This is a genomic window from Collinsella sp. AF25-2LB (genome assembly GCF_003458415.1).
Lineage (GTDB): Bacteria > Actinomycetota > Coriobacteriia > Coriobacteriales > Coriobacteriaceae > Collinsella.
This window is the reverse complement of sequence record NZ_QRUF01000020.1, coordinates 15,243-35,413: the sequence shown is the minus strand read 5'-3', so window position 1 is coordinate 35,413 and position 20,171 is coordinate 15,243. Positions and strand designations below refer to the sequence as shown.

Below are 20,171 nucleotides of genomic sequence, written 5' to 3'. Positions count from 1 at the left end.
TGGTCGAAGTGCATGATCTCGATCTTCTCGGTCTCCTTCATTCCCGCTCCTTTCACGAGCAGTTTGAATTGTCGCACGGAATGAACGGGCTTGCCGCCCCGTCGCACCGCTTAACCTTGTGGACATCTTGGCCCCAAGCTCAACAATTCAAAGGTTCTTAATACCAGTGAACGATTACAGGTTAGCCGTTTTTAATACCGATTTTATGATTTCATCCTCCCCTCTCGGTAGACGGTCAGTTTTTGCCGCTCATCGGTCAAGCGACATATATCCGTAAAAACGAGCGCCCCCGCCATGCGCAGGGACGCTCTAGACGCTAATAGTTGTAGGTATATCCGCCGGCGTCGCCGCGGGTAAAAGACTTGGCATGCTCGATTGCCTGCCCACTCGAGTCATAGGTCAGGCCTTCCAGCACGAGCGCCAGATCGCCCGGCTCAAGATTGAGCAAACTCGCATCGCGTGCGCCCAGCGCCTCGATATCGAGTTTCTCTACCGACTGATCTGGCTTGCGTCCCAACATATCGTAGGTCTCGAACAGGCTGAAGACCGAAATGTCCACGTCTTCGATGCCCGGAAACAGCAGGCACGGAATCAGTGTCATCTCGATCGATACGGGCTCACCATCGATGCAGTTGAGGCGGCGCACCGAGTAAAGCAGATCGTCCTCGGCGATGCCAAACAAGTCGGCATAATACGGGCCGGCGTAGCGTTTGGAGCGCGCCAGGATGCGCACCGACGGCGTCGCGCCCGATGCCAGAACCGACTGGCGGAAGCCGCCCTTGCGTTCGTGCTCGTCAAACCACTTGTGTCCCACAAAGGCGCCTTTGCCCTGCACGCGACGAATCTGGCCACTTTTGACCAGCTCGTCCATGGCGCTTCGGATTGTCAGGCGTGTCGTGCCAAACTCCTCGGCCAGCTCGTTTTCGGACGGAATCATCGAGCCCGTCGGGTAGTCGCCGCGCTCGATTCGCTCCGCAATGCAGCGGCGAATTTGTTTGTAAACCGGCAAGTCTTCTACTGCATCAGCCATTCGACACCCACCTTCGTCGCAACGCCGTCTGCCTCGCCGTTATCGGCAAAACGATACTTGGTCGGCAGAATCACGGACTTGCAATACTCGACAAAGCCATCGGTCTCGTCGCGCTCGTGCGAAGCCTTGTAAAACACCGGCGTGCCCTCCTGAGCATTCAGCAACTTGGCCTCGTCGGCGTTCAGACGGCTGATGGAAATATGCTCCTTGCCGTGCGTCACATGGACATTCCCCTCCTTGAGCAAAACGTCGTAGAGGCTTTCCTGCTCAAAATCGTGATCGGGAAGCGAGGGGCACAAAGACAGATTGACGTAAGCCGTCTCGATCGATGCCGGGGAACCGTTGACCACACGCACGCGCCGAATGCAGAAGAGCGGCATGCCCAGGTCGATCTGGGCTTTTTGGGCAAGATCGATATCGGCATACACGACCTTGGACCAAACCAGGCGCGCGGTCGACTTTGAGCCAACCCTCTCCACCGCCTGCGTATAGTTCCATGTTTCCTGAAAGATGTTCAGCGGTTTGGGAGGACACACATAGGTGCCCGAACCGCGGCGGCTTTCCAAAGTTCCGCACGAAATAAGGCGCGTGATCGCAGCACGCAACGCCGTGCGCGACACGCCCAGCTCTTCACAGAGCACACGCTCGGCGGGCAGCCGGTCGCCACTCTGCAGGTCATAATGTTTGATATACCAAAGAATGCCCTCAAAGGCGCGGTCTTTGGGCGGAATCGCATATGGTTCACTCGACATGGGCAAGACTCCTCAACTGCTTGATGCTGCAGGAATCATTGCTCCGGACGCCTCATGGCGTCGAAGGCTTCTTTGATCTGCTCCGCAACGTTCCGATACGACCGATATAGGCCGGAGTCTCGCTTGACTTCGCCCGCGGTCACCGGAATCTCAAGCTTCGAAATCTCATCCTTGCCGGTTTGCACGACAACGATGACACCCATACCAAGGCACATATTACGCTTGGCAGCGTTGTTTTTGGTAGCCTGAGCTGGATTAATCAAAATCTGCTGAGCCAGTTCGCGTTTGCTGAGCTCCGGCACATCCTCGGGATTTCCGGTCTCGGCAATCTCGCACTGCAGCACATCCGCATAGTCAAAAATCTTCGGCTCGCCGCCGCGCTGATGCACGGCCCACTTGCGGCGCGTGGCATCCTGGTAGATAGCCGGCAAAAACGTAAACCGCGGTGGGTCCAAAATCGTATCCGTGATGGTAAACACATCGGGATCAAAGGCATCCTGCGGGTTTTTCTTCTTGAACAGCCCCATATCACCCTCCCGTACTAGCATTAAACAACTCAAGCTGAATATAGCACCAATTTCAAGCCGCCACTTTACCGTATCGGTACGCGGCGTCTATGGCTCGCCCAGCGGAAGAGTTTACGGACGAGGGCCGGGGTGCCTGCCTTGTTTTGAGAAGTTCGCGAAGCCCACTTTTCAAAACAAGGCAGGCACCCCGGCCCCGCCGGCAAATAGCGGACACTCCGCATGCAATCTATGCAAACAAACAAGTACGCTTAGCTACATTCGGTAAGCTCGAGCACGCTGCCCTTAACGATAAGCGCCGGCTCCAGGACGACCTCTTCGGCACGCCTGCCGCCCCTACCGGCAAGACGCTTGGACATGCAGCCAAAAGCATGCTCCGCAAGGACACCAGGATCCTGCTCAATCGCGGTCAGCGCCGGCTCAAAGAGAACGTCGGCCGCCGAGTTGTCATAGCTCACCACCGAGATATCGCCCGGGATGCTCTTCCCCATCTCGTGCAAGCGCTTGAGCAGACCGAGGGCGATGTTATCCGAACTTGCGAACACAGCGGTGGCATCAGTTGCGAGCACCGCCTCCGAGGCCTCATAGGCACTCGGAATGTAGTACTCGCTCTCAAACTCCAAACGTGCGTCGATAGGCAGGCCAACCTCGCGCAGCGCGCGCTCATAGCCGGCAAGTCGCTTACGCCCCGTATTGGAACGGCGCGCGTTAACCAAGCAGGCAATGCGACGGTGGCCCTGCTCGATCAGATAGCGAGTGGCCATGTAGCCACCCATCTCGTGGTCGAACATCACCTTGTCGCACTCGAGCCCCTCAATGGCACGGTCGACCATCACGGCAGGGATAGGCAGATGGCTGACTTCTTCGCGCAGGGCGCGGTCGTCGGAGAACTCGTCGCCTACGACCAGGAAGACGCCATCAACGCCGCGCGTCACCAGCTGGCGCAGCAGCTCCAGATCGTCATCGGCGCTTCCGCCCGAGCTGGTAATGAAGAGCGCATAGCCGTCCTCGCGGCAGCGCTTTTCCAGGCTACCGGCGAGCGAGGCAAAAAAGCGGCTCTCGATGTTAGGGACGATAAGGCCCAGGGTGCGCGACTCGCGCATGACCAGGCTGCGCGCGATCTGGTTGGGAACATAGTGGTTGCGCGCCGCGACCTCTTTGATGAGCTTGCGGTTTTCTTCCGAGATGCGACAGGGCCGATTATTGAGCACAAGCGAGACCGACGAGGGGGAAAGCCCCACCTCCTGGGCGATCTGCTTGAGGGTGACTTTGTTGGCCATCTCGCTCCTTCCGGGTTTACGCGCAATCTCTTGAAAGTATAGCGACTACCCCTCTACCTCGGTGATAAACACTTTACCAATCCGGTAGACGGCTGTTTTATCGCCGCCAGCGCACCAAATCCGTCCGGGTGGGGTATATTGCAATCGATTGATGACAACGACCACCAAAAGGCGGATATTCGTATGCACGAGAACGACTTTTTTAACGAGGACCTGCTGTGCGCGCTTGCTGGCGTTGCCGGCGAGGACAACGTACTGATGAGCGAGCCCATGCGCGAGCACACCACGTTTAAGATCGGCGGCCCGGCCGACGTCTTTGTCACGCCCGATACCGAGCAGGGCCTCGTCGCCACGCTCGATACCTGCTATCGCTGCGATCTGCCCCTCACCATCGTGGGCAACGGCTCCGACCTACTCGTCGGCGACAAGGGCATCCGCGGCGTCGTCGTGGCGCTGGGCGAAGGCCTCTCCGACATTACGATCGACGGCACGCACGTCACGGCGGCAGCCGGCGCGCTGCTTTCCGATGTCGCAGCCGCGGCAGCCGAGGCCGGTCTCACCGGCATGGAGCCCATCTCGGGCATCCCCGGATCGGTCGGCGGCGCCTGCTACATGAACGCCGGTGCCTACGGTGCCTGCATGGCCGATGTGCTGGAGTCCGTGCGCGTCTACAAACCCGCTCGCCAGCTCGACGACGGCACCCGCGGCAGCGGCAATATCATCGAGTTCGATGTCGACGAGCTCAACCTGGGTTATCGAAAGAGCCGCATCGCCGATGACGGCTTTATCGTGCTTTCGGCCACCTTCAATCTCGCCCCGGGCAACGCCGCGATGATCAAGGCCGACATGGACGACTACCGCCAGCGCCGCGAGGACAAGCAGCCGCTCGACATGCCGAGCGCCGGCTCCACTTTCAAGCGCCCCGAGGGTTACTTTGCCGGCAAACTCATCATGGATGCCGGCCTGCGAGGACACGCCGTTGGCGGCGCGCAGGTAAGCGAAAAGCACTGCGGTTTTATCGTCAACGCCAACCACGCCACCGCCGCCGACGTTGACGAACTCATCCGCGACATCCAAGCCAAAGTCAAAGAGCAGTTCGACGTAGACCTAGAACCCGAAGTCCACCGAGTAGGCGAATTCCTTTAACAAAGAAGGCCCCGAAAGGGGCCTTCACCATATTTATTCAGATAACCCAGTCCGGCGTGTGGCGTATTGGATCCGAGAGGTCCGTGGCTGCCCGAAAGGCATTAGGTTGATCGCGAGTTCCGCACGAGCCGGAGAGCACTTAATGTGCTCTCCGTGCGAGCAGGACTGTCCGAGCAGGCAACCTAATGCCTTTCGGGCAGCCACGGACCAACTTACTTCAAACCACCGTTACGACAGCGCAATACCGCCGAGCCAGCCCCAACGCACGCCAGAGCCAGTGCCATAGAAGCTAATAAACGAATCGAGCGACTTCGATGTAATGGCACCCTCGTTGCTCATAACGATGCCGCCGCCAACGTAGATACCCACATGACCGTAGATAAGGCCCGGAGCACCCGTGCCGCTGTGCGAGGAATCGGCCACGATCATGCCCACCTGCAATGCCGAGCGGTCGGAGCTATAGCACCATGCGTTAAACATATCGCACGCGTTGCCGCCAAAGTAGCCAACGCCAGCGTTACGGAAGACATTGGTAACCCACGCCGCGCACCAGTTCTGACCCGGCGAAGGCGTAGAGTAGCACGCGTTGATGACGGCCTGCTGTTTGCCCGAGCCGGCATTCTGTTGCGGGGTTCCGGGCGCATACGATCCGCCACCCGAGCTTGAACCACCCGAGTAGGAATTGTTCTTGTTCGCGGCGGCGGCAGCAGCGGCGGCCTTCCTGGCAGCCTCCTCAGCCTGGGCGGCAGCGAGGATCTCGGAATCGCGCTGAGCCATGAGCTCCTTGACGTCGTCGGAAAGACCGTTCAGCACGGTCTGGACTTCTTGCTGCTTGGCCTGCATATCCTGCATCTGAGCCGTCTGCTGGTCCTTGAGCTTCTCTAAGTCGGCTTTCTGCGACTCAAGCTCGGTCTTTTGCGCATCGAGCTCTTCCTGGATGGTCTGGATATCCTCGATGGCATCGCGGTCGCTCTTGTTGATCTTCTCAACGTAATGCGCGTTGGCGACGAGTTCCTCAAACGAGCCAGAGGCCAGCAGCAGCGACAGGATGTTCGTGCCGCCGGACTTGTAGCTGGCGGCCACGCGATCGGAAAGGTCATTGCGCTTCTTCTTGAGCTCGGCCTTCTTTTCATCGATCTGGGCTTGCGTGTCGTCAATCTTGCCCTGGACATTCTCGATGTCGTTGAGGGTCTGGGCATTCTTGTTGGCCAGCGCCGCATACTCATTTGCGATGCTGTCGAGCTGGGCCTGAACCTCGTCGAGCTGGGCCTGGGCGGCATTCAGTTTATCGGTGGTTTCTTTGGAAGCCTCCGCCGCATGGGCGCGAGCGGGCAGGCCAAAAAGAACTGCCGCAGAAGCGGCGCCGAACAGGGCCTTGAGGGCAGTGCGGCGCGAGAGCTCCTGGGAAAGGATGGAATCGCTGTTTGGTGACATATGTACTCCGTTACATGCTTATTTATATGTCGCTCAACTCATACATATTAGCGTACATATGGCGCGTCCCAACGATTTCCACGAACGGCAGGAAACTGCAAGGTCAGCGGCTCGTAAGCAAATGCCAAAGATCAGGTTATGCGTACGCAAGCTCTTCTATGAGTACGTTAGCACAATCCTCTGCTTTTCCTACAGCGCACGATTTGGGCGTCCCTGCCTGCGCTATACTCCCCTGAAGAAGTGTTCCTGATTCGATAGGAGACTACATGTCCAAAGCACTCGACCCCAAAGACACCTGCGTCCTCGTTACCGGTGGCGCCGGTTTTATCGGCTCGCACACCGTCGTTCAGCTGCTCGAGGGTGGCTACCAGGTCGTCATCGTCGATGATCTCTCCAACTCCAGCGCCGTCGCCGTCGACCGCGTCAAGACCATCGTGGGCGACGAGGCCGCCAAGAACCTCACCTTCTACGAGGCCAACGTGCTCGACCGCGATGCGATGAACAAGATCTTCGATACCCATCAGATCGACCGCGTCATCCACTTCGCCGGCTTTAAGGCCGTCGGCGAGTCGGTGAGCAAGCCCGTCGAGTACTACCACAACAACATCGAGAACACCCTGGTGCTCGTCGACGTCATGCGCAACCATGGCTGCAAGTCCATCATCTTCTCAAGCTCCTCGACCGTCTACGGCGACCCGGACAACCCGCCCGTCACCGAGGAGGATCCTAAGAAGCCCGCGACCAACCCCTATGGTTGGACCAAGTGGATGATCGAGCAGATCCTTATGGACGTCCACACCGCCGACCCCGAGTGGGACGTCGTGCTGCTCCGTTACTTCAACCCCATCGGCGCTCATCCGTCGGGCCTGATCGGCGAGGACCCCAAGGGCATCCCCAACAACCTGGTGCCCTATGTCGCCCAGGTCGCCGTGGGCAAGCTCGAGGCCGTTCAGGTCTTTGGCAACGACTACCCCACCCCCGACGGCACCGGCGTGCGCGACTACATCCACGTGTGCGATCTGGCCTCTGGTCACGTTGCCGCCCTTAACTGGATGAACGGCAAGACCGGCGTCGAGATCTTTAACCTGGGCACCGGCACCGGCACCTCGGTACTCGAGGTCGTCGCCGCCTTCTCCAAGGCTTGTGGCAAGGAGCTGCCCTACGTGATCCGCGAGCGCCGCGCCGGCGACATCGCTGCCAACTGGTGCGATGCCTCCAAGGCCGAGCGCATGATGGGCTGGAAGGCCCAGTACGACATCGCGGACATGTGCCGCGATAGCTGGAACTGGCAGAGCCACAACCCCAACGGCTTCGCCGACGCCGAGTAGCAAAAACCTACATACCGCTCTTGCCCCGATCTCACGTTGTGAGGTCGGGGCTTTTTCATGGCATGCAACCATTCGCCGAAAATCGACCAACTTTTTTATCTTGCCTGTACATGTTTAAACAACATGTTTTACAATAGGCGTATCAGATCAGAACATCGGAGGCGGACTGCACATCCATCGGCAGGCCGACCCCACAACAAGAAGGTTGGTGAGCGCATTCATGGAGCGTGCAAGCGGCGTTCTGATGCCCGTTTCGTCATTGCCCGGACCTTACGGTATCGGCGGCTTTGGCTGGAACGCCTATGACTTTGTCGATTTCCTCGCCTCGTGCAAACAACATTACTGGCAGATTCTCCCCCTTACGACAACGAGCTATGGCGACTCGCCCTATCAGTCGTTCTCGGCCCGTGCGGGCAACCCCAATTTCATCGACTTTGCCGAGCTTATCGAGGCCGGCTATCTGGAGCAGTGCGATATCGACGGCGTGTACCTGGGCTCCGACCCCAGCAATGTCGACTATGGTGCCATCTTTGGTGGCCGTCGTCAGATTCTCGACCGCGCCGCCGAGCGCTTTGCCGCCGACAAGCCGGCCGACTTCGACGACTTTGTCCAAGCAAACGAAGACTGGCTCATCCCCTACTGCGAGTTCATGACCGTCAAGGAGGAGTGCGGTCTCAAGGCCTTTTGGGAGTGGCCCGCAGAGCTCCGTACCCGCGGCGAGGCTTCTGCCAAGGTCTGCGCCGCCCATCCCGCGCGCATGCTCTACCACCAGATGACGCAGTACTTCTTCAATCGTCAGTGGAGCCGCCTCAAGGCCTATGCCAACGAGCGCGATATCCTCATCATCGGCGACCTGCCCATCTATGTCTCGCGCGACTCCGTCGAGATGTGGGCCACGCCCGAGCTCTTTAAGATCGACGCCGCCGGTAATCCTGTGAGTGTCGCCGGCACGCCGCCCGACCAGTTCTCGGCCACCGGCCAGTACTGGGGCAATCCCATCTACGACTGGGACGCCATGGAAGCCGACGGTTTCTCCTGGTGGGAGGGCCGTATCCGCGCCGCCCTCGACATGTACGATGTCATCCGCCTGGATCACTTCCGCGGCTTCGAGGCCTATTGGGAGGTGCCGTTCTCCTCACCCGATTCGTCCTACGGTTCGTGGACGCAGGGCCCCGGCCTCAAGTTCTTCAAGACGCTCGAGGAAAAGCTCGGCACGCTGCCCATCATCGCCGAAGACCTGGGCTTCCTCACCCCCGGCGTCATCGACATGCGCGACAACTCGGGCTTCCCCGGCATGAAGATCTTGCAGTTCGCCTTTGAGGGCACCAACTCGTACTACCTGCCGCACAACTACATTGCCAACACCGTCGCCTATGTGGGCACACACGACAACGAGACGGCGCGCGGTTGGTTTGAGGGAACGGCCACCCCGCGTCAGCGCGAGCAGGCGGCCCTGTACACCCACCAGCAGGCAGGCGAGCCCATGGCCGATGCACTCAACCGCGCCATCGCCGCCAGCGTAAGCGATACCTGCATCTACACCATGCAGGACCTGCTCAACCTGGGCAACGAGGCGCGCATCAACACTCCCGCCACCATGGGCGGCAACTGGACCTGGCGCATGCTCGATGGCGCCATCACCCGCGAGCTCGAGCACAAGCTCACCGGCTGGACCGAGACCTACTTCCGCATCCCGTCGGAAGACGAAATTGAGCTTCCCCAATAGGAGCCACCGCGCCCGACCCCACCCCATCGTGCGGACGCGTCCGTTTTCCCCGCGCGAGGCCACTCCAATCCCTCGCGCGGGCTTCTTTTGAATTTCTGACATGTAATCAACCCATCACAGGAGGAAACATGCCCCGTATCAATCTTGCGGATCTTGCCGAGCAGTCCTTTGGCACCTCGCTCGAGCAGCTCGATGACCGTCGTATTTATAAGCTGCTGGCCAAGCTCGTGCAGGAGCGCTCTGCCGCCTGTCCTCTCAACAACGGCAAGAAAAAGCTCTACTACATCTCTGCCGAGTTTTTGATCGGCAAGCTGCTCATCAACAATATGATCGACCTTGGCATCTATGACGAGGTTAAGGACCAGCTCACCGCCGCGGGCCACGACCTCAACAAGATCGAGGAGTTCGAGGTCGAACCGTCGCTCGGCAACGGCGGCCTGGGCCGTCTGGCCGCATGCTTCCTGGATTCCATCGCCACGCTGGGCTTGACCGGCGATGGCGTGGGCCTCAACTATCACTACGGTCTGTTCCGTCAGCGCTTTGTCGACAACCAGCAGAAGGCCGTCCCCGACGAGTGGCTCGGTGAGCAGGACATCCTAGTCGACGATGACCGCTCCTACACCGTCGAGTTCGGCGATTTTGCCGTTACCTCCAAGCTCGTCAACATCGATGTGCCCGGTTACGACCAGCCCACCAAGAACCGCCTGCGCCTGTTCGACCTGGCGAGCGTCGACGACGGCCTGGTCCCCGGCAGCTCCATCGACTTCGACAAGACCGAGATCGCCAAGAACCTCACCTTGTTCCTCTACCCCGACGATTCCGACGAGCAGGGCCGCCTACTTCGCATCTATCAGGAGTACTTCATGGTGAGCAACGCCGCCCAGCTCCTGATCGACGAGGCCGTCGAGCGCGGCAGCAACCTGCACGATCTGGCCGACTACGCCGTGGTCCAAATTAACGACACGCACCCCACCATGGTCATTCCCGAGCTCATCCGCCTGCTCACCACCGAGCACGACATCGAGTTTGACGAGGCCGTTACCATCGTGCGCTCCATGGTCGCCTACACCAACCACACGATCCTTGCCGAGGCGCTCGAGAAGTGGCCGCTCGCCAGCCTGCAGAAGGTCTCCCCTGCCATCGCCGACATTATCGTCAAGCTCGATGAGGTCGCGAAGGCCGAGCACGATGACCCGCGCGTCGCCATCATCGACGAATACGACACCGTCCACATGGCCCACATGGACATCCACTTTGGCTTCTCCATCAACGGCGTAGCCGCCCTCCACACCAAGATCCTGGAGGACACCGAGCTTCATCCGTTCTACGAAATCTATCCCGAGAAGTTCTCCAACAAGACCAACGGCATCACCTTCCGCCGCTGGATCCATGGGGCCAACCCCGCGCTCGCCAGCCTGCTCGACGATGTGATCGGCACCGATTGGCGCAGCACCGGCGATCTGAGCAAACTCGCCAAGTTCGCTGACGACAAGGGCGTTCTTGAGCGCCTGGCCGCCACCAAGGTCGAGGCCAAGGCCATCATGCGCCAGTTCATGGCGCTCGAGCAGGGCGTGACCATTCCCTCCAACGCCATCATCGACGTCCAGGTCAAGCGCATCCACGAGTACAAGCGCCAGCAGATGCTCGCGCTCTACATCATCTGGAAGTACCTCGATATCAAGAACGGCAACAGACCTAAGCACCCCGTCACCATCATCTTTGGCGGCAAGGCGGCGCCTGCCTACACTATCGCGCAGGACATCATCCATCTGATCTTGACGCTGTCTCAGTGGATTGCAAACGACCCCGACGTGGCTCCCTACCTGCAGGTTGTCATGATCGAGAACTACAACGTCACCGCCGCCGAGCGCGTGATCCCCGCCGCTGACATCTCCGAGCAGATCAGCCTGGCCTCCAAGGAGGCGAGCGGCACCTCCAACATGAAGTTCATGCTCAACGGCGCCCTAACCCTGTGCACGCTCGACGGCGCCAACGTTGAGATTGCCGAGCTCGTGGGCGACGAGAACATCTATACCTTTGGCGCCTCGTCCAAACAGGTCGAGCAGCTCTACGCCGACGGCACCTACGATGCCGGCGCACTCTACCGCAAGCCAGGCATTAAACTGCTGGTGGACTTCATCACCAACCCGGCCTTTATGGCGACCGGCAATGCCGAGCGCCTGCAGCGCCTGCACGACGACATTAAGGGCAAGGACTGGTTTATGGCCCTGCTTGACATTGAGGAGTACATCCAGACCAAGGAGCGCGTGCTGGCCGACTACGAGGACCAGGACGCCTGGATGCGCAAGGCGCTCATCAATATCGCCAACGCCGGCACCTTCTCGTCCGACCGCACCATCTCCCAGTACAACGACGAGATCTGGCACCTGAACTAATTTCGCTTCCCTTACCCATCCTCTTGAGAAACGGAGTCGTGGCAACACGGCTCCGTTTTTTGTGCCCGCACGTTACCCTGTGATCCGACTCGGCCAAACAATCTCGATCCGTAGCAATTACTCAACCAAAACGGTCCCAGCCGTTACAGATTGAGACATACCGGCCCCTCCCCTCGGGTTTATCTCAATCTGTAACATCTAGCAGGTGAAATTCGCCTTTGGTGTTACAGATTTAGATGAAATGGTTAGCTCAGCGGAACCGTCTCGATCTGTAACATCTAACGTCCGAAATCGGCCCTACCTGTTACAGATCGAGACAAACGACCGGTCAGACAGTCCCAACACAAAGAAAGGCTCCCCTCTCGCCCAGTGGACGGGAGGGGAGCCTTATATGTGACCGCGGCAAAAGGATGGCAAAGCCGCAGTCGCCCAAAGGGAGGGCCTGGATGCACCGGGCCTAGATAAGGTTCTTGCCAGACACCTTATCGAAGAGATGAGTCGCGTTCTTCTCGAACTTGAACCAGATGGGGTCGCCAGCCTTGAGCGCGCCCTTGGCCTCGAGGTCGACGACGGGGATAATCAGGACAAACTGGCCGTCGGGAGCGGTCACGTGGACATGCTCGGTCGAGCCCATGAGCTCGGTCACCTCGACGGTGCCCTGGAGCGCACCCTCCTCGCCCTTGTCGGCAAGCAGAATCTGCTCGGGACGCACGCCGGCCGTGATCTCCTTCACGTCGCCGCCGTCCCAGTTGAGAGCAAGCTGAGCGCAGGTCTCGGGGGCGAGCGCCACGTTCATATCCTCGGTCTTGACGGTAAAGCCGTTGCCCGAGCGCACCAGCTGGGCATCGAAGAAGTTCATCTGCGGCACGCCGATAAAGCCGGCGACGAAGATGTTCGCGGGATGGTTGAAGACCTCCTGCGGGGTGGCGATCTGCTGGACGACGCCATCCTTCATGACCACGATACGGTCACCGAGGGTCATAGCCTCGGTCTGGTCGTGGGTAACGTAGATGAAGGTGCCCTTGATCTCGTGACGCAGCTTAATGAGCTCGGCGCGCATCTGGTTACGAAGCTTGGCATCCAGGTTGGACAGCGGCTCGTCCATCAGGAAGACCTTGGGGTCACGCACGATGGCGCGGCCGATGGCGACGCGCTGGCGCTGGCCGCCAGAGAGCGCCTTGGGCTTACGGTCGAGGTACTCGGTAATACCCAGGATCTCGGCAGCGGAGCGAACCTTGCGGTCGATCTCGTCCTTGGGGACCTTCTTGAGCTCAAGCGTAAACGCCATGTTCTCGTACACCGTCATATTGGGGTACAGAGCATAACTCTGGAACACCATGGCGATGTCGCGGTCCTTGGGCGCCACGTCGTTGACGCGCTTGCCATCGATGAACACATCGCCGGAGGTGATGTCCTCCAGGCCGGCGACCATGCGCATCGTCGTGGACTTACCGCAGCCAGAAGGGCCAACGAGGACGATGAACTCCTGGTCGTGAACGGTGAGGTTGAAGTCCTCTACAGCGAGCACACCGTCCTCGGTAACCTTGAGGTTGTGCTTCTTCTCCTCGGTCTTCTTCTTTTTGCCAAAGAAGCCCTTCTTTTTTGACTCGTTGTTGGGATACACCTTCTGAACATGTTTGAGAACGATCTCGGCCATGTCTTTACCTTTCGATACGCGGCGCCGCGCTGAGAGGCGCCGCCAAAACTTGCAAAACAGTTACGGCATCAGCCCTTGACGGCACCTGCCACCACACCGTCGATGATGTACTTCTGGCAGAAGATGTACATGATGACGATGGGGATGACGACCATCATGATGCACGCCATCATGGGGCCGAGCTCGACGTGGCCATAGCCGCCACGGAAGTACTGGATCAAGATAGGAATGGTCTTGTACTTGGTGGAGTCGAGCGTAAGGTAGGGCAGCAGATAGTCGTTCCAGACCCACATGGTCTCAAGGATGCCGACCGAAAGATAGGTGGGCTTCATAATGGGAAGGACGATCTTAAAGAACACTTGGACCGGGTTGCAGCCGTCGATCATGGCCGCTTCCTCAATCTCGAGCGGGATGTTCTTGACGAAGCCGGCGAACATAAAGACCGCGAGGCCCGCGCCAAAACCAAGGTAGATGAAGCAGATGTTAAACGGCGTGTTAAAGCCGATGCGGTCCGCGAGGTTGGACAGCGTGAACATGAGCATCTGGAACGGTACGACCATCGAGAAGACGAACAGGTAATAGAAGAAGTTCGAGATCTTGCTGTTGACGCGCACCACGTACCAAGCGCACATGGAGCAGCACACCAGAATCAGCACGACCGACGTGACCGTGATGATAAGCGAGTACATAAACGCCGAGGCAAAGCCCTGCTCGTTCAGAGCGTGCACGTAGTTTGCGAGGCCGTTGAACGTCTCGGGCGTGAGCAGATCGAACGCCGTGGTGGTGCTGATTGCGGTCGCTTTCTTAAAGGAATTGAGCGCAATCATGAACACGGGGTAGATCCATGCGAGCGACAGGATCGTAAAGAAGATCGAGAGCGCGCGGTTGATAGCCTTATCGCGTTTCATTACTGCTGCACCTCCTTGGACCTCGTGGCCTTAAGCTGGATCATAGAAATAGCGACAACCAGGATGCAGAAGATAACTGCCTTGGCCTGACCGATGCCCTGCCATGCGATGCCAGCACGCGAATAGAACGTGTTGTAGATGTTCAGGGCGAGCATCTCGGTGGAGTGCGCCGGGGCGCCACCGGTAAGGGCGAGGTTCTGGTCGAACAGCTTAAAGCCGTTGGTGATGGACAGGAACAGGCAGATGGTGATGGTCGGCATCAGGTTGGGGATCTTAACCTTCCAAAACGTCTGCCATGCCGTAGCGCCATCGACCTTGGCGGCCTCGATGTAGTCAGACGGAATGGACTGCAGACCGGCGATGTAGATGATCATCATGTAGCCGACCTGTTGCCACAGGGTCAGGATGATAAGGCCCCAGAAGCCAGCGGCGGAGTTGAGGGCGATAAGCTGGGCACCCACGTTGGAGAGCAGGCAGTTGATCAGAATCTGCCAAATGTAACCCAGTACAATGCCGCCAATCAGGTTAGGCATAAAGAAAATCGTACGGAAGATGTTGGTGCCCTTGAGCGCCTTGCGAGTGAGCGCCTGCGCAATGGCCAGCGCGATCACGTTGATGAGCACCGTCGACAGGAAGGCAAACGCCACGGTAAAGAAGAACGACGTGGAGAACTGCGGATCGGACAGCGCGCGCACGTAGTTCTCGATACCGACAAAGTGCGCGTTATTGATGGTAATAAACTGGCAGAACGAGAGATAGAAACCCTGGATAAAGGGAATCACGAACCCGATCATAAACGCCAGGCACGTGGGCAGCATAAAGAGCGGCCACCAGCGCTTGAGTGCTTTGCCCATAGAAGGGTCCTTTCAATATGCAGGGGGCGGGCAAACCTACGTCTGCCCGCCCCCTGTCGCTAATCAGATAGCTTGGGCAGCAACTGCTTACTCGGAAGCAGCCTTCTCGGTCTTCCAGCCATCGACGAAGGCGTTCTTGACGCCGTCCCACTTGGTGTTGTCGGCAGCATAAGCGATGAGAGCCTGCTTGAGGTTCTTCTTCCACTCCTCGGAGGGGATGTAAACGAAGTCCCAAGCGACGGTCTTCTTGCCGTCCTTGGCCATAGCAACGGCCTGCTGAGAGAAGACGTTGGTGGTCTCCTTAGCGCTCTTGAACGGGGCGGTCAGACCCATCTTGTCAGCGATGATGCTGGTGGCGGTGTCAGAAGTGACGCACCAATACATGAAGTCCTCGGTGGCCTTCTGGGCATCCTCGGAAGCCTGGGAGCTGACGCACCAGTAGTTCTCGCCGCCGGAGCACAGGCCCTGGTTCTCCTCGCCGTCGACGCCGATGTAGATCGGCAGCATGCCGAGCTGGTCGTCGGTCATACCGGCCTTGGTGAGGTCGGCGTAGGCCCAAGAGCCGTTCTGATAGAAGACGGCCTTGCCGGTTGCGAACTCGTTGGTGGCGTCGTCACCGGTCTTGGAGGCGAGCTGCGAAGGATCGCAGGTGGAGTCGGTGATGTACAGGTCGAAGATCTGCTTAAAGTTGTCGAGATACTCGCCCTTGATCTCGTCGTCCTCCTGATTGTGCTCCTTCTCGAACTCGTAGTAGAGCGGGAGGTTGGCGAGGTGCGTGGTGTAGCGCCAGCTGGAGGAGTCATCCATACCGGCGGAAGTGAAGGCACCGTCAACGCCGAGCTCGTCCTTGCGGGCCTGGATGTCATCGGCGCAAGCCTTCAGCTTGTCGAAGGAGTTGATGTCCTCGGCCTTGTAGCCGGCCTTCTCGAGGAGCTCCTTGTTGTAAATGATGCCGTAGCTCTCCTGAACCCAGTCGATACCCAGATCCTTGCCGTCGGACTGCAGCGCCAGGGAGTCGTCGATGAGCTCGCCGCGGAGCTTGGTGTCGGAAAGATCGGCGCAGTAGTCCTTCCAGTTCTTAAGGCCGGTGGGGCCGTTGACCTGGAACAGCGTCGGAGCGGAGCTCTTGGACATCTCGGACTTGAGCTTCTCCTCGTAGGTGTTGGAGGCGGCGGTCACGATCTTGACCTCGACGCCCTTCTCCTTCTTGTACGCCTTGGCGATCTCCTTCCACTCCTTGTCGACCTCGGGCTTGAACTGGAGGAAGTAGACCTCGGCAGCGTCACCAGAAGCAGAGGAGCCAGAGCCGGCAGAACCACCGCAGCCCACGAGGCCCAGACCAAGAACCGCAGCCGCGGAACCAGCAAAGCCCAGGAACTGCCTTCTGCTCATTTCGTTCTTCATTACAATCCACCCTTTCACACCGTGGCGGCACCCTTTGCCGCCGCCTTCGGAGATTGGCTCGGGGACTTTGCCCCTTTTGCTGACTTGTACAATACGCTATTTGGCTAGTTGTTTGAACAAGTATTACTAGAGCGGTAGAAAAACTTCGGTGAACGGTAATTTCGACTTGATACTTGACAAGTTTTGTATAAACAATTATTTGTTATCGAATGCAGAGAAAACGCCCGATCAAGCCGATGCATCGTCGGTTTGACCGGGCGTTTTCGCTTTGAGGGCATGAGTCTCGTCAGGCTGCGAGCTAGCCGGCTATCGCTTGGAATTGACGCGGTAATGGAAGATCTCGGGGTGTGTGCGGGCATGCGTGACCTCGAACAAGATGCCGTCCGAGGTGTACGACTGGCTCTCCATAACGGCGACGCAGTTGTACTTGCCGAGGTCCAGATAGCTGCAGTCTTCATCGTTGGCGAGCTCGACACTCACCGTACGACGGCTCGCCATCACTTTGACGCCGCGCTTGTGCTCCAGATAGCCGTAGATAGAATCCGCCGCGATCTCGGGGGTCAGGCCCTTGGCGATCGACGCCAAAAAGTAGCCATGGTCCACTTGGCGCGCGCTGCCGTTGAGGCTTCGGACACGCACTACGCGAATCAGCTCCTCGCCCACCTTAAAGCCCAGGCGACGTGAGAGTTGCTCAGTGCAAATCAAATGTTCAAAAGACTTGACCTCGGTCGATGCGACGGCATTGTTGCGTTTTGCGAACTCGCCAAACGACTCAACCTCTTCGAGTGCGCCCAGCATGTCGGTTTCGCCCTTAAGCCAAATAACGCGCACGCCCTTACCGTGTATAGGCTGCACAAACATCCCGTCGGCCAGCATGCTCAAGGCGCGTCGAACGGTATTGCGCGTGCAGCCAAACTCCGCGGTCAGTTCGGCTTCGGTTGGCAGCATCTCCTGAAACGCATAGGTCCCGTTGATGATGCGCGAACGGATCTCGCGGTAGATTCCTTCGTAAATCGCTTTTGGCATGATTTCACCTCTAATGAATATGTATGGCTAGGCACGATAGCATTTCTTAAAGTTGTTTAAACCGATTATCGGTAAAGCACGGATTATTTACCGTCGACGGTTCCCCCGAAACCCAAATCGGACCGAATCAAAACCGTCAATGCGGCAAGCAGCCAGTCCTCTACAATGAGTTCATTGTTTAAACGTTCTTGCTCGCACAGCATGTTGCATCCGAAAGGCATATTATGCTGCAGAAAATCCAACGTTTTGGCGGAGCCATGTTCGCGCCCGCCATGCTGTTTTCTATATCAGGCCTCATGGTCGGCATCTCCGCCCTCGCAACGACCGTGGATATCGTCGGCGACCTCGCCGTATACGGAACCCCCTGGTACGTTTTCTGGACTATCATTCAGCGCGGCTCGTGGACGGTCTTTAAGCGCCTTCCACTCCTTTTTGCCGTAGCGCTGCCTATCGGCCTTGCCCAAAAGCAACCGGCACGCTGCTGCCTCGAGGCGCTCGTAGCCTATTTTGCCTACTGTTTCTTTTTGAGCGAGATCATTAAGCTGAGCGGAGACAACCTTGGGCTTAAGTACCCGTCGTTTTTGACCTCCGCTAGCGGCATCACCGTCATCGACGGCATCAAGACGCTCGACACCGGCATTATCGGCCCGCTGGCGGTGTCGGCAACCGTCGTCGCGATCCATGACCGCTTCTACGATGCCAAGGTTCCCGATTGGCTCGGCACCTTCTCGGGTTCCTCGCTGGTCTACCTCATCAGCTTTTTTGCCGTGTTTGCCCTTGCCGCCATCTCGGCCGCCATCGTGCCTTTCGCATACGCTGTGACCGAAACGCTGCGCCACGCACTTGCGGGCGTCGGCCCCTTCGGCGTGGGCATCTTTGTGTTTTTGGAGCGAGCGCTCGAGCCCATGGGGCTGCACCATCTGCTCTATATGCCCATCTATTACGACAATCTGGTCATTCACGACGGTATTTACGCCACGTGGACCAACCTGCTCCCCATTCTCTCCCATAGCACGCGCCCTTTAAATGAACTTGCGCCCTGGGCAGGTTTTACCGCCACCGGCTGGGGCAAGCTCTTTGGCCTTCCCGCCATCGCGGCAGCATTCTATTTCACCGCCAAACCCGAACGCCGCGCCGGCCTTAAAGTCATCCTTTTGCCCGCCATCGTCGCCTCGGTGGTCTGCGGCGTCACCGAGCCGCTCGAGTTTCTCTTTATGTTCACCTATCCTGGACTCTTTTTGCTCTACGCCGTCCTATCCTCCTGCCTTGCCATGACCATGAACTTCTTCGGTATCGTCGGCATCTTCTCGGGCGGTCTCATGGAAATGACGGCCTTCAACTTCATCCCACTCATGCGAATGCATGCCGGCTCCTACCTTTTGGCGCTCGGTATCGGTCTTGCCTTTAGCCTCATCTTTTTTGTTAGTTTTCGAGCACTCATCTTGGTCTATGACCTTAAGACGCCGGGCCGCGAGGATCATGTCTCCAATCGCGCGGCAATCGATCGTTTAACGGGAAGCGGCTTTGCCAAAGAGCAATCTCCCAATGGCGAGGTCAGTATTCAATCCGATCAAGATCACGTCCTCGCTGAGCGGGTAATTCAGCTTTTAGGTGGCGTTGGCAATATCGTGGGCGCAACCAACTGCGCCACGCGCCTGCGCGTCGAGGTCGCAGACCCTTCCATCGTTGCAGATAATGCGTCGTTTGTCGCGGTGGGCGCCAAGGGCCTCATCATTACGGGCAAGACCGCCCAGGTGATTATTGGCATCTCCGTTCCCCGCGTTAAAGAGCATTTTGACCAGATCATGGGCCTCGAGCCGGGATTTGTGCCCACCACCTCGGCCTCCCCTGCCGCCAGCGCAGCCCATAAGCGCGGCGATATCTGCTTCTTCGATATCGACGGAACACTCGCCTGGCAAGACCCTCGAGTGGCACAAGAGCTTCCCGAGAGCGAGCGAGACCTCTCCCCCTATCCCAATGAAGCGGTCTCGCAAGCCATCCGTGATTTTGTCGCCAAGGGCAATATGGCGTTTATCTGCACAGGGCGCACGCTGAGCTGCATCCATCCAAAGCTGCTCGAGCTGCCCTGGACCGGCATCGTCTGCCTCGCGGGTGGCTATGTCGAACTTGAGGGACACGTGATTCGCGATTTGGCGATGACGCCCGGCATGCTGCAGCGCCTTGCTCCCATTCTTGAGCAATCGGACGAAGTGATTCGTTTTGAGGGACTCAATGGCGTCGTTCGCATGAGTGCCGATGCGCCCGACGCTCCGGGATACGCCCGCACCGTGGGCGATGCAATTACGCAGCTGCAACATTACAGCGCCTACAAGATCTTAATGTCCACGTCGCTTGCCAACCGCATCGCTCAGGATCAAGCGTTTGAGCCGCTGCTCTGCTTTAACGAGCTCGAGCTCGAAGTGACCGAGATTTCGCCTCGCGAATGTACCAAGCGCGAGGGTATCCAGTCCGTACTCGACGCTCTCGACCCCAACCATGGAACGGTGTATGGCATCGGTGATGCCAGCAATGACATCTCGCTGATGAACGCCGTCGACGTCGGCATCGCCATGGGCAATGCACCGGACTATCTCAAAAAGCGCGCGGACTACATCACCGACTCGGTCGACAAAGATGGCGTCGTCAAGGCGCTCGAGCACTTTGGACTGGTCTAACTACGAAACTCGTCCGACATGCGCCGTTGCC

15 protein-coding genes are annotated in these 20,171 nt (G+C 58.4%); 5 read left to right on the top strand and 10 right to left on the bottom strand.

Annotated elements, in window-relative coordinates:
• Window positions 1–316: 316 nt before the first annotated feature.
• The 4 genes from DWY51_RS08525 to DWY51_RS08510 all read right to left on the bottom strand — a co-directional run bounded on the left by DWY51_RS08525 (window position 317) and on the right by DWY51_RS08510 (window position 3,586).
• Entirely contained in the window at window positions 317–1,030 is a 714-nt protein-coding gene (locus DWY51_RS08525; protein WP_006235877.1) for a GntR family transcriptional regulator, read from the bottom strand.
• Entirely contained in the window at window positions 1,015–1,782 is a 768-nt protein-coding gene (locus DWY51_RS08520; protein WP_117770537.1) for a GntR family transcriptional regulator, read from the bottom strand. Before DWY51_RS08520 ends, DWY51_RS08525 begins: the two co-directional genes overlap by 16 nt.
• A gap of 35 nt (window positions 1,783–1,817) precedes the next feature.
• On the bottom strand, window positions 1,818–2,309 hold the full coding sequence (locus DWY51_RS08515; RefSeq protein WP_117770536.1) for a hypothetical protein: 492 nt from the start codon (window positions 2,307–2,309) through the stop codon (window positions 1,818–1,820).
• 248 nt (window positions 2,310–2,557) lie between these two features.
• Complete coding sequence (locus tag DWY51_RS08510) at window positions 2,558–3,586, bottom strand: LacI family DNA-binding transcriptional regulator (RefSeq protein ID WP_006235873.1); 1,029 nt, start codon at window positions 3,584–3,586, stop codon at window positions 2,558–2,560.
• 183 nt (window positions 3,587–3,769) lie between these two features.
• On the opposite strand from DWY51_RS08510, the gene murB reads away from it, so the two are divergent.
• Window positions 3,770–4,732, top strand: a complete 963-nt coding sequence (gene murB, locus DWY51_RS08505; RefSeq protein ID WP_117770535.1) for a UDP-N-acetylmuramate dehydrogenase — start codon at window positions 3,770–3,772, stop codon at window positions 4,730–4,732.
• 228 nt (window positions 4,733–4,960) lie between these two features.
• Here the strand turns inward: murB and DWY51_RS08500 are convergent, their stop codons facing one another.
• Window positions 4,961–6,166, bottom strand: a complete 1,206-nt coding sequence (locus tag DWY51_RS08500; RefSeq protein WP_117770534.1) for a hypothetical protein — start codon at window positions 6,164–6,166, stop codon at window positions 4,961–4,963.
• Between the two features lie 266 nt (window positions 6,167–6,432).
• Between DWY51_RS08500 and galE the strand changes: the two genes are divergently transcribed.
• From galE to glgP, 3 genes are all read left to right on the top strand, one after another.
• On the top strand, window positions 6,433–7,494 hold the full coding sequence (gene galE / locus DWY51_RS08495; RefSeq protein ID WP_117770533.1) for a UDP-glucose 4-epimerase GalE: 1,062 nt from the start codon (window positions 6,433–6,435) through the stop codon (window positions 7,492–7,494).
• Window positions 7,495–7,702: 208 nt separating this feature from the next.
• On the top strand, window positions 7,703–9,220 hold the full coding sequence (gene malQ / locus DWY51_RS08490) for a 4-alpha-glucanotransferase (RefSeq protein ID WP_233504673.1): 1,518 nt from the start codon (window positions 7,703–7,705) through the stop codon (window positions 9,218–9,220).
• Window positions 9,221–9,348: 128 nt separating this feature from the next.
• Window positions 9,349–11,616: a glycogen/starch/alpha-glucan family phosphorylase gene (gene glgP, locus DWY51_RS08485; protein WP_117770532.1), complete on the top strand. Its 2,268-nt coding sequence runs from the start codon at window positions 9,349–9,351 to the stop codon at window positions 11,614–11,616.
• Between the two features lie 457 nt (window positions 11,617–12,073).
• Here the strand turns inward: glgP and DWY51_RS08480 are convergent, their stop codons facing one another.
• The 5 genes from DWY51_RS08480 to DWY51_RS08460 form a co-directional block, all read right to left on the bottom strand.
• On the bottom strand, window positions 12,074–13,273 hold the full coding sequence (locus tag DWY51_RS08480; protein ID WP_117584246.1) for an ABC transporter ATP-binding protein: 1,200 nt from the start codon (window positions 13,271–13,273) through the stop codon (window positions 12,074–12,076).
• A 68-nt stretch (window positions 13,274–13,341) separates the two neighbouring features.
• On the bottom strand, window positions 13,342–14,181 hold the full coding sequence (locus tag DWY51_RS08475) for a carbohydrate ABC transporter permease (RefSeq protein WP_117584245.1): 840 nt from the start codon (window positions 14,179–14,181) through the stop codon (window positions 13,342–13,344).
• Entirely contained in the window at window positions 14,181–15,035 is an 855-nt protein-coding gene (locus DWY51_RS08470) for a carbohydrate ABC transporter permease (protein ID WP_055252174.1), read from the bottom strand. Before DWY51_RS08470 ends, DWY51_RS08475 begins: the two co-directional genes overlap by 1 nt.
• Before the next feature lie 87 nt (window positions 15,036–15,122).
• The gene (locus tag DWY51_RS08465) at window positions 15,123–16,439 is read right to left on the bottom strand and encodes an ABC transporter substrate-binding protein (RefSeq protein ID WP_055252173.1); all 1,317 of its coding nucleotides are present in this window, start codon (window positions 16,437–16,439) and stop codon (window positions 15,123–15,125) included.
• Between the two features lie 306 nt (window positions 16,440–16,745).
• Window positions 16,746–17,465 carry a GntR family transcriptional regulator gene (locus DWY51_RS08460; protein WP_117770531.1) on the bottom strand — a complete coding sequence of 240 codons (720 nt, stop codon included), beginning with the start codon at window positions 17,463–17,465 and terminating at the stop codon, window positions 16,746–16,748.
• Window positions 17,466–17,689: 224 nt separating this feature from the next.
• On the opposite strand from DWY51_RS08460, the gene DWY51_RS08455 reads away from it, so the two are divergent.
• Window positions 17,690–20,140, top strand: a complete 2,451-nt coding sequence (locus DWY51_RS08455) for a PTS transporter subunit EIIC (RefSeq protein ID WP_117770530.1) — start codon at window positions 17,690–17,692, stop codon at window positions 20,138–20,140.
• Window positions 20,141–20,171: the final 31 nt, after the last annotated feature.